Raw genomic sequence first — 16697 nt, forward strand, 5'->3', positions numbered from 1 at the left:
ATCAATCCTGTTGAGTTCTTGGTATCGTTACAACAAACTCGCTGCCATTATCCGATGGCGAATTAACACAAACCGTGCCATTCATGGAATGAATCACGCCACGTACAATGGCCAGGCCCAATCCAGTGCCTTCTTGTCGTGTCGTATAAAACGGTTCAAATACTCTATTTTGGGCTGTATCATCGATTCCCGGACCGTAGTCTCGAACACTCAATACCAGCATATCTTTCTTCAAACTGCTGGTCAGTATGATTAAATCATCTGCGGTAGATGCTTGCATGGCATTTTCCAGCAAACTGATCATTGCGCCAAATAGTGCTTGGTAATCAGCTACTAAATACTCTTCTTTGCTATGGTCATGGACAATCAAGTGCATATGGTGCAGTTTCAGTTGTGGCTCAATCACTTGTTGCAATTCAGATAGCAAATAACTGATCGAAAATCTTTCGAGTTGCGTAGTTTCGCCTTTGACAAAGCGAAGCATATCTTTAGTTAGCTGCTCTAAGCGATGCAAGCGTTCAATCGTTTTGTCGGCAAAGCCTTTTCGCACATCGGGAGTTAAGTTATCGTTACCTAAGTGTGTTGCATATAACAGTGCCGTCGCCAGTGGAGTACGCAGTTGATGCGCAAGGTTTGCAGCCATCTCTCCCATCGCCGTTAAGCGTTGATTCCTTCTGATTTTTTCCTGTATTGCATAAGATTCGGTAATATCGTTTAATAATAAAATTTGCCTGTTTTCGCAATCCATTAAACTGCTTTGAATACGAATGCGTAGCTGTTGCTTTGCTTCTTCATCCTGTTGCAAATACCACTCATTCATTACCTTGGTTGGTTTTAACCGTTGTGCGACGATATCTTGCCATTGCAGGTGTAACAAGGGCTCTCCAAGAATTTGCAACGCCGCTGGGTTGACTTGTTCGATGCTTCCTTGAGTGTTTAATGCAATGACTCCGCCCGGAAGCGCATTCAATAAAAAACTCAGTTGATTGGATATATTTTCTTTCTCTAAGAGTTGTTTGCGCAGTTCCCCATTAGCTAATGCTAGCTCATGTGTCAGTTGTGCAACTTGATGTTGCAATCCCTGATACACGCCGGAAAGCTGCTCAGATGCTTCATTAAATGCTGCAAAAGCAATCTGTAGCTGCTGTTGATCGGTCGTCATTGAATCTTTGTTTGATTTAAATTGATTGATCTGCACAACAAAATTTACTGACAATTATTCAAAATTATCGCTAGCTTACCTTTATTCATGCATCAACGATGACTGAAATAGGGCATGCAAATCTATTTTATTCAAGCATTCGTAATGCTTGGGATTATCCATAATCGTCAGTCATAAGAATCTATGTTGTAAGCAGCAATAATTTTATTGCTGCTCAACCGTATTTTTTATACGGAAAATTCAGCAGAACAATTGATTGAATTTTGAAAGTGATTAGGAGAACAGTTCGTGGCAACAGTTCCGGACGAAGCTAATACAACGAAGAAAGCAGCAGCGCCGATGAGTGCAACTGCATTCAAATTAGAGCAATTGCGTCAACTACCTAACCAGAAAAAAATTGGCTTGATACTGTCTTTAGCCGCAGTGATTGCGCTCATTATTGGTGGTTTGATGTGGAGTCAATCTCCTGAATATCGTGTGTTGTACAACAATGTATCGGATCAAGATGGTTCGAGCATTATTACTGCTTTGCAACAAATGAATGTGCCATATAAGTTCTCCGAGCATGGCGGTATCATATTAATTCCCGAAAAACACATCCATGAAGTACGCTTGAAATTGGCTGGCCAAGGGCTACCTAAAGGTAGCTTATCGGGTTTTGAAATCATGGAAAATCAGAAATTTGGTTCTAGCCAGTTTCTGGAGCAAATCAATTACCAACGTGCTTTAGAAGGTGAGCTTGCTCGTTCGGTACAGTCGCTTTCTGCGGTACAAAGCGCTCGAGTACACTTGGCCATGCCTAAACCATCGGTTTTTTCAAGAGATAAGCAACAGCCGAGTGTATCAGTACTCGTTAATTTATACCCAGGTAGAGTTCTCGCTGTGGAACAAGTCAGTGCTATTGTCCATTTGATGTCGAGTAGCGTGTCGAATTTACCTGTAAAGAATGTGACCATTGTTGATCAGAATGGCAATTTATTGAGTACATCCAATGACACTAAACAAGATACACGTTTCGATGCCAAACAACTCGAATATATTAAAGAGCTTGAAGAAGGCTATATTCGCCGCATTGAAACAATATTGGCACCGATTACCGGTGCGAGCAATGTACGTGCTCAAGTGGCCGCCGATTTGGATTTTTCTCATATTGAGCGCGCTGAGGAAACTTATCGCCCTAATAATAGTGAGGCTGAAGGTGCATCAATCCGTAGTCAACAAACTCATGAATCTATTGCTACTGGTTCGAAATTTGACGGTGGAATTCCGGGGGCACTATCGAATCGACCACCTGAAAATGCTGCTGCGCCTATTGAAGTAGATAAAAAGAAAAAAGGAGAACCAGCTTCTGAAAATGAAGATGAAAAAAACAAGAAGGAACCTCCTATTCCTACTGACAGGAAAAAAGAGTCGACCACAAATTATGAAGTCGATAAAACAGTACAGCACACTAAGCAATCAACAGGGAATATCAAACGCTTAACAGCAGCAGTGGTGGTAAATTATCGTAAGAAAGTTGATGAAAACGGTGAAATCACGCATGAGGCACTTACTGCAGATGAGCTCAAAGAAATTAACAACCTGGTAAAAGAAGCAATGGGATTTAACGAGAAGCGTGGAGATTCCTTAACTGTAACGAATAGTGTATTTTCAGACCATGGTATGAGTTCAGATACCATTTTCTGGAAAGATCCAGAAAATATTATGCTTGCAAAGGATTTTGGCAAACAATTTCTAGTATTCGTGTTGGTGTTATTCTTCTTTCTTAAGATTTTACGGCCATTCCTAAAAAGCTTAGAACCAGCACCTGCCGTTCCTGCATTAGCTAATAACGGTGCAACGAATACACCAGTAGAAGAAGCCAGTATAGGTCCGGATGGACAACCGCTTCCTGGGCAAGCTACAAGTCCAGCCATGCTTGCAATTCAAAAATCAATTTATGAAGAAAATCTGAAGCAAGCAAGGAAGTTAGCTTTGGAAGAACCGCTTATCGTTGCCAACGTTGTTAAAGATTGGATTTCAAAATAATGGATGATGAAGGTATAAAAAAAAGTGCTATCTTGCTCATGACGTTAGGAGAAGCGGAAGCGGCATCGGTGATCAAATTGTTGGGCCCGAAAGAAGTGCAGAAGATCGGTGAAGCAATGTCCAACTTACAAAATATCACGCGTACTGAAATCGAAAAAACCCTTGAGCAATTTTGTAGTGAAACAGAGGGAAGAACTACGCTCGGTCAAGATTCGTCAAACTATATCCGAAAAGTTTTGACCACCGCGCTAGGCGATGAAAAAGCTGCCAGTATAATTGATCGTATTTTACAAGGTGACGATACCAGCGGCATCGAAGGATTGAAGTGGATGGATGCGCCTTCGGTGGTAGAGTTAATTAAAGACGAACATCCGCAAATTATTGCCACCATTCTAGTGCACCTAGAGCGTGATCAAGCCAGTGAAATCCTTAGCTTGTTTGAGGAACGATTGCGCAATGACACATTATTGCGTATCGCAACCTTAGATAGCATACAACCCGATGCTTTGCGCGAACTCAATGATGTTTTGACAAAATTACTTGCAGGCACTAACAATATTCGCAAAGCAGCTCTGGGCGGGGTGCGTACTGCCGCAGAGATTCTAAATTTTGTGCCAACCGCTCAGGAAGCGAGTGTCATTGATAATATCAAACAATTCGATGAAGAGCTGGCACAGAAAATCATGGATGAAATGTTTGTCTTCGATAACTTAATCGATATTGATGATCATGGTATCCAGCTGCTGTTAAGAGAAGTTCAATCCGAATCTTTGATTATCGCTTTGAAAGGAGCGCAAGAAGAATTACGTAAGAAAATTTTCAAAAATATGTCACAACGTGCCGCTGAAGCCCTTCGAGAAGATCTTGAAAGCAAGGGACCTGTTCGTGTGTCTGAAGTTGAAGCTGAGCAAAAAGAAATTCTTAAAGTGGTGCGTCAACTTGCGGATGATGGACAAATCGTATTGGGAGGTAAAGGTGATGATAGCTTTATTTAACCTAAGAATCTCATTCACATTAAATGAACTGGTGTGAATACTCATGATTACTGCTTATAAACGATCATGACCGACGGCTTTGTACCCAAGGAACAGCTTAGTTCTTACCAAAGATGGGAGATGAGTGCTTTTGACGATGCGGATGTGTCCTCTGAAGCACTCAATGAAACACAATCAGAGTCACCAGAAAGTAACGATTCAATTAATAATCCGACAGTCGTTCCCCTATCTACAGAAGTTGAATTAACCGCGATTCATAATCAAGCTAAGGAAGAAGGATATGCCGCCGGATTTCAAGAAGGCAGCGCGGCAGGTTATACCGAAGGTAGAAACACTGCGGAGCTTGAAGTTAAGGAAGAAGTGTTGCATTTGCAAACGCTGTTATCCAATTTCACGCAAGATTTATATGCCATGCAGCAACATATCGCGAATGATCTGTTGGCAATGGCTATCACGACTAGCAAAAAAATGACTGCGCAGGCGCTCGAAATAAAGCCGGAATTAATTATACCTATTGTGCAAGCAGCCATTCAGCAATTACCTTACTCAGTCCAACATCCCCGTCTGTTCTTGCACCCCGATGATGCAAAAATTGTACATGCTCATTTAAGTGATCAGTTAACGCAAGAAAATTGGTCAATCCGTGAGGATGGGGAATTGACACGAGGCGGCTGTCGTATCGTAACCAATGGTAGCGAAATTGATGCTACCATAGAATCACGCTGGCAAAAAATTCTATCCGCTATTGGCCAACAAAATGATTGGCTCGAGTAAGCATATGAATATGCATCGTCACGAACATTGGAGTCGTTTCTTGAATAACTGTGAGCACCTCATAGAGCCGGTCAATACTTGTGCTACTAGCGGAACGATAACTCGAGTCTCGGGGTTGGTTATAGAGGCCATTGGATTAAAAGTACCGGTTGGTGGTAATTGCACAATTTTGCTATCAAACGGTCAAAAAGTATCGGCTGAAGTGGTCGGGTTTTCCGGTGAACGCCTGTATTTAATGCCTTCGAGCGATGTGTATGGATTGTCTCCTGGTACTAAAGTTATTCCCACAGAATATATTGCCGATCCACCAAAATTTGGAGAGCTCCAACACCCACGCAGACGTGCCGCTGATCGTGCGAAACATATTCACGTGGGAATCGAATTACTGGGGCGCGTGGTTAACGGACTAGGGGAGCCATTGGATCGCCTGGGTGCTATACATGCAGAACATAATGTTCCACTTTATAGCCGTCCCTATAACCCACTTGAGCGTACACCAGTCACTGAACCGTTGGATGTAGGCGTACGCGCCATCAATGCACTGCTCACCGTTGGTAGAGGTCAGCGCATGGGATTATTTGCAGGTAGTGGCGTAGGTAAAAGCGTTTTGCTCGGTATGATGGCACGCTACACGAGTGCGGATATCGTGGTGGTCGGTTTAATTGGTGAGCGTGGTCGTGAAGTGAAAGAATTCATCGAGCATACTTTAGGAAAAGAAGGTCTTGCGCGTTCTGTAATCATAGCAGCACCGGCGGATACTTCCCCTTTATTACGTTTACAAGGTGCGGCTTATGCAACAGCCGTCGCAGAATATTTCCGGGATACGGGCAAGAACGTGTTACTCATCATGGATTCATTGACCCGTTATGCGATGGCGCAGCGTGAAATTTCCCTCGCCATCGGTGAACCTCCCGCCACAAAAGGATATCCACCTTCGGTATTCGCAAAACTACCACAATTAGTCGAGCGTGCAGGTAACGGTAATAAAGAAGGGGGATCGATTACTGCCTTCTATACTGTTTTAGCTGAAGGTGATGATCAAAATGATCCGATCGCAGACAGTGCACGCGCAATTCTCGATGGGCATATTGTTCTCACAAGAAGGTTAGCTGAAGCGGGGCATTATCCTGCCATTGACATTGAAGCCTCGATTAGCCGCATTATGCCTAATTTAGTTTCTGCCACACATATCCGGATGTCGAGAAGGTTTAAAAGTCTCTATTCGCGTTACCAGCGCAGCTACGACTTAATCAGCGTAGGTGCTTATGCATCAGGTAGTGATCCAGAACTGGATCAAGCTATTCAACTGTATCCCGCATTTGAGAAATTTTTGTATCAAAGCATGTCTGAACAAGAACGTTTCGAAGATAGCTTGCAGAAATTAACGGATTTACTGGGTAATGAAAATTTTTGATACGCTTTTGTTGGTGTAGCTATGCCAAGATCTTCGTTACATACGATAGTTACACTTACCCAGCAGCGATTAGATTCTGCGGTAAAAAAACTCAGCATATTTAACTCTTATTTGCAAGCAGAGGAAAAGAAGCTAGCGCTACTCGAAGGATATCGAAACAATTATCAAATATACCTACATAACTCGATGAAACAAGGTATTGCACATACTCAGTGGCATAATTTCACAACGTTTATGCAAAAGCTCGATAGCGCTATCGATGAGCAACGCCAAACGGTGAAACTAGCAGAAAATAATCGAAATGCCGGTAGAGATGAATTTCAAACCTATCAGCGTAAATTAAAATCCTTCGAAGCTTTACTCAAGCGCCAGCAACAAGCGGAGGCACAACAACAGGTGAAAATTGAACAAAAACTAATGGATGAGTTTGCCACCAGCAATTTCATCCGTAATACAATGAACTCGATGGATCAGTAAGAAACAAGCTCCAGTCTGCATAATAATGGCACGGAGGTTGCTTATTAAGGAGTATGCTAATAACCTGTGAGATTGAAAGACCATGCAAACTTTAGCTTCTGCAGCGCCAATAAACAATATTCCGAATACAAGCTCACCGACTTCAAAGCAATCACAATCAACGGCTACGCCAGAAAAATTTGATAAGATTTTACAGCGTGAGGTCTCCGAAGGATCGAGCAAAAGTGATACAAACCCAAAATCTTTCCAAACAGATTCTTCAATAGAGCCTGTAGCACCAGAAAACGACAAACCTTCTACCGAGACATTACCGGACAAGTCATCCAATAACGGCGGAGTGAATAATCTGTCTGTCATTGAAGTAAAGAGTTCACCAGATTTACCCAACTATCTTTTTGATACCGCGACAAACCCTAATTCATTAATAACTCCATTGGCGATACCTGGAGAACTTACCACGACATTGATTCCAGGTAACGTAGTAACCGAGGGAGATGGATCGACTCAAGCTCCATCACAATTTACAAATTTGCTGCTTCAGAAAAGACTGACATCGTCGGTTTTTGAGGAAAATCATTTTTCATATGCATCCGATGATTTTTTGCAATCATTCGGTGCGGCAAATTCTGCCGATTTCGGCAAACTATATCCTGTTATACCCGATGCGATTAAACCCGCAGCTATACAAACAGAAAATATTTCGTTAACTGCTCCAATCGAATCGGTCGGGCATCCACTTTCAGAGTTGAATACGGCAATGCTTACAACACCTTCGTCAACGAATAGTACGCCAGTGCATGATATTCACGTTGAAGCCGTAGTTGGTCAACCTAAATGGGACAATGAATTTGCTCAAAAGATAGTTTGGATGGGTAACCAACAACAGCAGGTTGCCGAGATTCACTTAAACCCAGCAAATTTAGGTCCCGTCGAAGTAACGCTTAACATTACGCAGGACCAAGCTACCGCACAATTTATTTCACCACATGCATTTGTTCGTGATGCCATTCAAGATGCTTTACCGAGATTAAAAGAAATGCTGGCAGATAATGGAATTCAGCTAGGCAATGTCACAGTAGGCGCTGAATCGTTTCAACAAAGCAATCAACAACAAGCTCACAATCTGCCCAAAAATTCTTTTGATAGCAATAACCATACTACTGAAACAACGAGTAGAAATGAAATCACCGCTACTGCGCCTATTCGACACCAGGGTATTGTTAACACCTATGCTTAAGACAACTAAGTTTTATTGAGAATAGATTGTAGTATTTTGATAGGCGCATGATTAATCCACTTTCCATCGTGGCTCTTATCAACTAAGTTAAATACCTCACTTGGCTTCTAAAATAACGACACTATTTCAGCGTTATTTGCTACATGATCACAATATGCCTTCCGTGATAATAGCGTTCATTAACATAGGAGTGGGGTGAATATGTCAAATGCTGCGGCTGAAGTTCCTGCTGGAACAGCAGGAAAAAAAGGGAAAAAAGGTTTAATCATTGGCATTCTTGTTGCACTCATTGCAATTGGTGCAGGAGCCGGCGGAACATGGTATTTCATGAAAATGAATGGTGATGCTTCCGGAGAACCCGCACCACCTAAACCAAAACCTACCAAATTCATGGATCTAGAACTGTTTACCGTCAACTTGAACGCTGATGAGGGTGGTCAATATTTGCAGGTCGGATTAACGATTAAAATCAATGAAACTTCGGTTGAACAAGAAATCGGCAAACAAATGCCGGATATTCGTAATCGAATTCTGATGTTGCTATCTAGCAAGAAATCATCCGAAGTAAATAGCATTATCGGAAAACAGCAGCTTAGCCAGCAGATTGCTGAGGAAATTAAACAATCTGTCAAGAAAGAAGAATTTCAATCGGATATTCTTGAAGTGTTGTTTACTTCATTTGTAATTCAATAATCGAGCTTATTCATGTCTGAGGAGTTCCTTTCACAAGATGAAGTCGATGCACTCCTCAGAGGTGCCAGCAGTGGTAGCGATGAAGACACCAAAGAGGAAGATAAAGGGGGTGCCAAACCCTATAACATCGGTTCGCAAGAGCGAATTGTTCGTGGACGCATGCCAACGTATGAGATTATTAACGAGCGATTCGCGCGCTATTTCCGCATTGGGTTATTTAACTTTATGCGCCGTTCGGTAGATATTTCGCTTGAACCTGTGAAAGTAATCAAATTTAGCGAGTTTGTGCGCAACCTCGTTGTTCCGAGCAATTTTAATATGGTGCAGATGAAACCCTTGCGGGGAACAGCGTTACTTGTTTTCGATCCGAATTTAATTTTTCTAATTATCGATAATTTATTCGGAGGCGATGGCCGTTACCACTCGCGCGTAGAAGGAAGGGATTTTACCCAAACAGAGCAACGCATGATTCAGCGTTTGCTTAATGTGGTATTTGAGGATTATGAGAGGTCATGGAAACCGGTGTATCCAATCACATTTGAATTTATCCGTTCGGAAATGAATCCACAATTTGCTGCAATTGCGACTCCGAATGAAGTTGTAGTGATAGCCACTTTTAATATTGAGCTAGGAAGCAAGGGCGGTGCTCTATATGTATGTATTCCGTACGCTATGATTGAGCCTATTCGTGACCTTCTTTATAGTTCTTTGCAAGGAGAGCACGTAGAAGTTGATAAGCGCTGGAATAAGTTATTGTCACAACAAATTCAAGGTGCTGAAGTTGAGCTTATCGCGAATATTGGCCACACTAAAGTAACATTTGAGCAAATTCTCAGTATGCAAGAAGGCGATGTCATCCCGATAGAAATTCCAAAAATAATTAAAGCACATGTGGATGGTGTTCCTGTTATGGAATGTGGTTACGGAACGATGAATGGACGTTACGCTTTGAAAGTGAATTCGCTGATATCTCAATCAGAAATAGAATAAGTTAACGGAGATACAACTATGTCAGAATCTACAGACAATAACGCGACCGAAACTGATGATTGGGGTGCCGCAATGGCTGAACAAGCGGCGGCTAATACAGTAGAGTCTAGCGACTCCATAGAAAAAAGTGGCGCTTTGGATACTAAAAATGGCGCGACTTCGGTATTCCAGGAGTTTTCTGGGGATGGCTCCAATCACGGTGTGCATCATGACATCGATATGATCCTCGATATACCGGTACAAATGACTATCGAGTTGGGTCGTACGCGCATTGCTATCAAAAATTTACTCCAACTGGCACAAGGTTCTGTGGTCGAACTCGATGGAATGGCAGGTGAACCAATGGATGTGTTAGTCAATGGCTGTTTAATTGCTCAAGGTGAAGTTGTTGTAGTAAATGATAAATTCGGTATTCGTTTAACCGACATTATTACGCCGAGCGAGCGTATTCGTAAACTGAATCGATAACTATTTTATGCAGACACGTTACTGGATTGCATCCATATTATTCGGATTGATGTTTTCGCTCGGAGTGCATGCGACAACAACTGAGAAGCCGAACTATGCCTCTCCATCTCCGGTAATTTCGACAGAGCATACTTTGCAAATGATTGGTGGATTATTAGTAGTGCTGGCAATTATCTTGAGTATTACTTGGTTGTTAAAACGATTTTCGTTGCTACCAGCAACACCCTCGAGCGCCTTAAAAGTCGTATCTGCTACGGCTATAGGACAGAGGGAGCGCGTCGTGGTGGTAGAAATTCAAGATACTTGGCTGGTTCTAGGCGTTGCACCGGGCCATATTAGCAAATTGCATAGTCTGAGCAAACCTGTAGGCACATCTGAAAAAATAAACCTCCCAGCAACCGAATCGGAATTCTCGGTAAAACTTAATGAGAGTATTCATAAGAGCAATGTCTAACACTATGCTACTCAATTCAATCATAGATCGAGGTAGATTTCAGTGCAATATGCGAATTTTTTTACGATTCATCTGTTTTTTAGTGGGGTTTATCGCACTTCCTGTATATGCACAGAAATCAGGCTTTCCTGCATTTACTAGCTCGCCGAATGCAAATGGCAGTACAAGTTATGCGCTCAATCTACAGACATTATTACTGCTGACATCATTAACTTTTCTACCTGCTGTCATTTTAATGATGTCGAGTTTCACGCGAATTATCATTGTATTGTCATTATTAAGAATAGCACTGGGTACTCAATCTTCGCCACCTAATCAGGTATTGCTGGGATTGGCTTTATTTCTGACTTTTTTTGTAATGTCTCCAGTGATCGATAAAGTTTACACGGAAGCTTATATCCCTTTTTCCGAGGATAAGATATCGATTCTGGAAGCTGGCGAGAGAGCTAGCGTACCGCTAAAAACGTTTATGCTGCATCAAACCCGGGAAACCGATCTAGCACTTTTTGTACAGATTTCAGATAGCGAAGAACTGGAAAGCCGAGAACAAGTCCCATTAAAAATATTAGTTCCAGCTTATATTACCAGCGAATTAAAAACAGCATTCCAAATTGGATTTATCATCTTTCTTCCGTTTTTGATTATTGATCTTGTCGTATCCAGCGTGTTAATGGCGATGGGTATGATGATGCTATCCCCCATGATCATTTCATTGCCATTTAAATTAATGCTATTTGTTCTGGTGGATGGTTGGCATTTGATCATCGGTTCCTTGACACAAAGTTTCTATCCTTAAAAGGAGAGGCCAGATGACACCCGAAAGTACCATGACCATTGCTAGGCAGGCGATTGAAATTACTTTTATCGTATCCGCTCCGCTATTATTATCTGCTCTGATAACGGGCTTGATGGTCAGTATCTTCCAGGCTGCCACACAAATTAATGAGATGACATTATCTTTTATTCCTAAGCTATTGGTGATGTTTATTGTCATGATTATTGCAGGTCCCTGGATGATCAGTATCATGACTGATTACATGCAGCGATTATTTTCCGATATTCCCTGGATGGCAATTGGATGATTTTTAAAAAGTAAATCTACCGCGGCAGTGTTTAATACGCCATGATCAGTATCACTACAGATGAGCTTTATGCATTGTTGGCTACCTTCATCTGGCCGCTTAGCAGAATACTGGCGTTGATTGCAACTGCACCAATTTTGGGAAATCCAAGTACTCCTATCAGGGTTAAAATGGGATTGGCCATTATGATGACTGTTCTGGTTGCGCCTACTGTCGAAAAATCCTTGCCCGATATTGATCCTGCTTCAGGATTGGGATTTATTGTATTGCTACAGCAATTACTGATTGGTATTGCGATCGGTTTTGTCATGCGTATCGTTTTTGTCGCCGTTGAGATGGCTGGTGAGTTAATTGGTTTACAAATGGGGCTTGGCTTTGCAATTTTTTTCGATCCACAAAATTCTGGCCAAATCGACATCATTGGTCGCTTTCTTGGTGTTATTGCCAGTTTAGCCTTTTTAGCTATGAATGGGCATTTAATGGTATTAGCGTTGATTTCACAAAGCTTCAGTACATTACCGGTAGGCGTGAGCGGTGTAAATGAGCTTACTTTTCAAACATTGGCCAATTGGGGGCAAGAAATTTTCAAATCCGGCTTGCAATTATCGCTACCCGTGCTAACAGCTTTATTGATCACCAACTTAGCGTTAGGTATTTTGACTCGTGCTGCACCGCAATTAAATATTTTTGCTGTTGGTTTTCCATTAACACTATCTATCGGTCTTTTCGTGCTAGCTTTGAGTATGCCATTTTATGCGCCAATTCTTGAACGACTCGTGTTCGATGGGCTTAATTTAATGATGGGCATTGTGAATATAACAAAATTAAATATGCCCTGACAGATGAAGTCTATCAATACTATTTATAAACCAAAGTAAAAGATAAGTTTTATCGCAAAATAAACAGGTAGTCGAATCAAGTTTTATTTGTGAATGAGGCGTTATTTTCGTTTGTTTTTATTACATAGATTATGAAATCATTCCCTATAATCAGAAATTCTTTAGCGTCTTCTGATGAAATGAATGGAATTAAATTAAGCTTTGATACTTATTTCTTACGGTTTTTAATCAAGAATGCAAAAAGGATAAATGACGGGCATATCGCCTATACTGCCTACTTAATCAATATATTCAATCGAGTGGAGCCAAAATGGAAGTACGTGAAATAGTCGGCAATGTTCGTTCAATATTTTCTTTACCTGAAGCTGTTATTCGTATCAATGAATTAATTGAATCGGGAGATACTTGTAATACCGAGATAGAACGAGTCATTCTTAATGATCCAGCATTAACGGCTAAACTGTTGAAGTTTGCCAACAGCACGTATTTTGGCTTCTCAGGAAAAGTAGATACAGTACAAAGAGCCATTTCAATTATTGGTCACAAAGAATTACGTAATTTGGCGATCGCAGCATCCGTAACTGCTACTTTTAAAGATATTCCATCGAATCTGCTAAATATGGATACATTTTGGCAGCACAGCGTGGCTTGCGGAGTTATTGCGCGATTATTGGCATCCAATGTGGAAAATAGGGAGCGTTTCTTTATAACAGGGCTATTGCATGCTGTCGGAAGGCTTATCTTGCTCCATCAATTTCCTAAGGAATTTGCAAAAGTTCTTGGCCTCCTTAACGAAGGTGAAGACGCTGTGCTCAGCGCGGAACGCAAAACATTTGGTTTCATTCATCCCAACCTGGGAGCGGAGCTTTTGCGGCAATGGAAACTACCCCCTGATATTTGCAAGATGGTGGAATTACAGTTTGAAGGGACACTGGACACTAGGGATAAGTTTGATGCGTTTACACTAAATGCGGCAGTCGGTATGGCCAATTTCATACAACCTTACACGAATCAAAGAGTCGATGCCGAGAAATCTATATCAAAATGTACACTTGAGGCTTGGGATTTTCTTGGCTTAACGCCGGAATTGATTGAATCCATTGTTACCGTAGCAAAACTGCAAGTGATTGAATTGACCAATATGATTAAATAACTGTATTTTGAAAATACAGGTTTACAAGACACAGATTCCGGTAGGATAGAAATCGGAATTGAATGATATTTATTTTGGTAATCTTTTCAGACTGTACAGAATTGCCAGCAGGATACGTCAAATACGCCTCTCCAAAGACTTTTTGAAATGGTGACCGTAACTTAGGAACTACAGAGCTCTATTTAATCTTACCGTGGCACTGCTTGTATTTTTTTCCTGATCCACAAGGGCAAGGATCGTTGCGCCCAACTTTATTGTCATGGCGCACAAAAGGTTTGGCTTTAGGTTGCTCTCTGCCTCGATCAGTTGGTTTATCATCTTCCAGCGCTTCTTCGTAACTGGTGTGGTGATATTCAACATTTTCTGGTGCACGTAGCGTTTCGGTGACCGCTTCTACTTGCTGTTCGTTTTTGATCTGGACTGTCAACAGTATTTTGGTTACTTCATTCTTCACTTCTTCGAGCATGGTGGTAAATAACTCGAAAGCTTCACGCTTATACTCTTGTTTAGGGTTTTTCTGAGCATAGCCACGCAAATGAATACCTTGACGTAAATGATCCAATGCTGCTAAGTGTTCACGCCAATGAGAATCCAAAGTTTGCAGCATCACTGCACGTTCATAATGATGCATGATATCCGAGCCAACCTGCTCAACTTTATTCTGATACGACTCACTGGCAAGATCAAGAATACGCTGCAATAAATTCTCTTCATGTAAATCTTGGTTTTCTTCAAGCCATTTTTGCAAAGGGAAGTGTAGTTGATATTCTGATGCAAGCGCGCGTTCTAAGCCTGGTACGTCCCATTGCTCTTCAACGCTTTGCGGTGGAATATATGCATAATATAAATCACTGAGTACATTATCTCGCATGGCGATAATTGTATCGGTGATATCCGAACCCGCTTCTAATAACTCATTGCGTTGCTGATAGATGACGTTACGTTGATCATTAGCAACATCGTCATAATCGAGCAATTGTTTGCGCATATCGAAGTTTCTGGCTTCAACTTTACGCTGCGCATTTTCAATCGCCCGTGTCACCCAAGGGTGCTCGATCGCCTCACCTTCGGGCATCTTAAGGCGTGTCATAATATTTGCAACACGATCCGAAGCAAAAATACGTAGCAATGGATCTTCTAAGGATAGATAGAAGCGGCTTGAGCCAGGATCTCCTTGCCTTCCTGATCGTCCACGCAATTGATTATCAACGCGACGTGACTCATGCCGCTCGGTGCCAATAATATGCAGTCCGCCTAACTGTAAAATTTCATCATGCGTTGCTTGCCATTTGGATTGAATTTCTTCGATTTTTTGTTTTTTCGTATCTTCGCTTAATTGTGTATCACTGCGAATACGTTCGATTTCCGGTTCTGGATTACCGCCCAATACAATATCGGTACCGCGTCCCGCCATATTCGTAGCAATCGTAATCATTTTAGGACGACCTGCTTGTGTAACGATATTAGCTTCGCTAGCGTGTTGTTTAGCGTTTAATACTTGATGCGGCAATTTTTCCCGTTCCAACAACTTAGAAAGCAATTCGTTATTTTCAATCGAAGTTGTACCCACCAAAACAGGTTGTCCGCGTTCATAGCATTCCTTGATTCCTTCGATAATCGCGGTATTTTTTTCTTTCGTTGTTTTATAAACAAGATCCATGCGGTCATCGCGTACCATCGGACGATGAGTTGGGATAATCACGGTTTCTAAGCCGTAAATTTGTTGGAATTCGGCCGCCTCGGTATCCGCCGTACCGGTCATGCCGGATAGTTTTTGGTACATGCGAAAATAATTTTGGAAAGTAATCGAGGCGAGCGTTTGATTTTCTTTCTGGATTGTAACCCCTTCTTTGGCTTCAACGGCTTGATGCAATCCATCTGACCAACGACGTCCTGACATTAAGCGACCTGTAAATTCATCAACGATGACTACTTCACCATCTTGCACAACGTAATGCTGATCTAAGAAATATAAATAATGTGCACGCAAACCAGCATTCAGGTGATGAATCAGCGTAATGTTAGCCGGATCGTACAGGCTTGATCCAATTTTCAGTAATCCAGCATCTGTCAATAATTGCTCTGAATGCTCGAAACCAGCTTCACTCAGCGTGACTTGATGCGATTTTTCATCAACGCTGAAATCACCGGCACTTTCCTCGTTTTCTTGGCGTTTGAGCTTTGGTATCAACTTATTAATTTGAATATAAACATCCGTATCGCCTTCCGCCTGGCCAGAAATAATTAAAGGTGTGCGTGCTTCGTCAATTAAGATCGAATCAACCTCATCCACAATAGCGAAATTGAGCATACGCTGTACTCGTTCACTGGGATGTGTAACCATGTTGTCCCGTAAATAATCGAATCCATACTCATTATTGGTGCCGTAGGTAATATCCGCTGCATAAGCGGCTTTCTTTTCGTCATGCGCCATTTGCGCATAAATTACGCCCACGCTGATACCTAGGAATTGATAAATTTTACCCATCCATCCAGCATCGCGTTTTGCCAAATAATCGTTAACCGTAACAATATGTACGCCATTGTCTGATAATGCGTTCAAATATGCAGGCAGGGTTGCCATTAAAGTTTTGCCCTCACCTGTCCGCATCTCGGATATTTTGCCATCATGCAGCACCATCCCTCCGATTAACTGTACATCAAAATGGCGCATACCTAATGTTCGTTTTGATGCTTCTCGTACCACTGCGAAAGCTTCAGGTAGTAAGACGCTGAGCGCTTCTCCGTTGGCTATCCGTTGTTTGAATTCATCGGTTTTATTGCGAATATCGATATCCGATAATTGCGAGATTGATGACTCCATATCGTTAATCATGCGTACAGTTTGAGTGTACTGTTTGATCATTCGATCATTTCGACTACCAAAAATCTTTTTGAGTAGATTTAGCATAGAGTCTTTAAGTTTTTACT

16 protein-coding genes are annotated in these 16697 nt (G+C 41.7%); 14 read left to right on the forward strand and 2 right to left on the reverse strand.

Annotated features, from left to right (window positions below):
- Position 1: 1 nt before the first annotated feature.
- Positions 2-1162, reverse strand: coding sequence for a PAS domain-containing sensor histidine kinase (locus tag W03_RS00260; RefSeq protein WP_244070256.1), 1161 nt, complete (start codon positions 1160-1162; stop codon positions 2-4).
- A gap of 288 nt (positions 1163-1450) precedes the next feature.
- Between W03_RS00260 and fliF the strand changes: the two genes are divergently transcribed.
- The 14 genes from fliF to W03_RS00330 all read left to right on the forward strand — a co-directional run bounded on the left by fliF (position 1451) and on the right by W03_RS00330 (position 13766).
- Positions 1451-3190, forward strand: a complete 1740-nt coding sequence (gene fliF, locus W03_RS00265) for a flagellar basal-body MS-ring/collar protein FliF (RefSeq protein ID WP_309296077.1) — start codon at positions 1451-1453, stop codon at positions 3188-3190.
- Positions 3190-4185, forward strand: coding sequence for a flagellar motor switch protein FliG (fliG, locus tag W03_RS00270; RefSeq protein WP_244070258.1), 996 nt, complete (start codon positions 3190-3192; stop codon positions 4183-4185). The genes fliF and fliG overlap by 1 nt, the downstream gene beginning before the upstream one ends.
- Positions 4186-4251: 66 nt before the next feature.
- Positions 4252-4959, forward strand: a complete 708-nt coding sequence (locus W03_RS00275) for a flagellar assembly protein FliH (protein ID WP_244070260.1) — start codon at positions 4252-4254, stop codon at positions 4957-4959.
- Between the two features lie 4 nt (positions 4960-4963).
- Entirely contained in the window at positions 4964-6373 is a 1410-nt protein-coding gene (gene fliI, locus W03_RS00280) for a flagellar protein export ATPase FliI (RefSeq protein ID WP_375792701.1), read from the forward strand.
- A gap of 21 nt (positions 6374-6394) precedes the next feature.
- Positions 6395-6850, forward strand: coding sequence for a flagellar export protein FliJ (gene fliJ / locus W03_RS00285; RefSeq protein WP_244070262.1), 456 nt, complete (start codon positions 6395-6397; stop codon positions 6848-6850).
- 82 nt (positions 6851-6932) lie between these two features.
- Positions 6933-8087, forward strand: a complete 1155-nt coding sequence (locus W03_RS00290) for a flagellar hook-length control protein FliK (RefSeq protein ID WP_244070264.1) — start codon at positions 6933-6935, stop codon at positions 8085-8087.
- 201 nt (positions 8088-8288) lie between these two features.
- Complete coding sequence (gene fliL / locus W03_RS00295) at positions 8289-8780, forward strand: flagellar basal body-associated protein FliL (RefSeq protein ID WP_244070266.1); 492 nt, start codon at positions 8289-8291, stop codon at positions 8778-8780.
- 12 nt (positions 8781-8792) lie between these two features.
- Positions 8793-9770, forward strand: coding sequence for a flagellar motor switch protein FliM (gene fliM, locus W03_RS00300; RefSeq protein ID WP_244070268.1), 978 nt, complete (start codon positions 8793-8795; stop codon positions 9768-9770).
- Between the two features lie 18 nt (positions 9771-9788).
- Positions 9789-10238: a flagellar motor switch protein FliN gene (gene fliN, locus W03_RS00305; RefSeq protein WP_244070270.1), complete on the forward strand. Its 450-nt coding sequence runs from the start codon at positions 9789-9791 to the stop codon at positions 10236-10238.
- Positions 10239-10245: 7 nt separating this feature from the next.
- A complete protein-coding gene (gene fliO / locus W03_RS00310) occupies positions 10246-10692 on the forward strand; it encodes a flagellar biosynthetic protein FliO (protein ID WP_244070272.1) in 447 nt (148 codons plus the stop codon).
- Positions 10693-10741: 49 nt separating this feature from the next.
- Positions 10742-11488, forward strand: a complete 747-nt coding sequence (gene fliP, locus W03_RS00315) for a flagellar type III secretion system pore protein FliP (protein ID WP_244070274.1) — start codon at positions 10742-10744, stop codon at positions 11486-11488.
- A 13-nt stretch (positions 11489-11501) separates the two neighbouring features.
- Entirely contained in the window at positions 11502-11774 is a 273-nt protein-coding gene (gene fliQ, locus W03_RS00320; RefSeq protein ID WP_244070276.1) for a flagellar biosynthesis protein FliQ, read from the forward strand.
- Positions 11775-11815: 41 nt separating this feature from the next.
- Entirely contained in the window at positions 11816-12613 is a 798-nt protein-coding gene (gene fliR, locus W03_RS00325; RefSeq protein WP_244070278.1) for a flagellar biosynthetic protein FliR, read from the forward strand.
- 310 nt (positions 12614-12923) lie between these two features.
- On the forward strand, positions 12924-13766 hold the full coding sequence (locus tag W03_RS00330; protein WP_244070280.1) for an HDOD domain-containing protein: 843 nt from the start codon (positions 12924-12926) through the stop codon (positions 13764-13766).
- A 178-nt stretch (positions 13767-13944) separates the two neighbouring features.
- Here the strand turns inward: W03_RS00330 and secA are convergent, their stop codons facing one another.
- The gene (gene secA / locus W03_RS00335) at positions 13945-16677 is read right to left on the reverse strand and encodes a preprotein translocase subunit SecA (protein ID WP_244070282.1); all 2733 of its coding nucleotides are present in this window, start codon (positions 16675-16677) and stop codon (positions 13945-13947) included.
- Positions 16678-16697 lie beyond the last annotated feature (20 nt).

The organism is Nitrosomonas sp. PY1 (assembly GCF_022836435.1).
Taxonomy (GTDB): Bacteria; Pseudomonadota; Gammaproteobacteria; order Burkholderiales; family Nitrosomonadaceae; genus Nitrosomonas.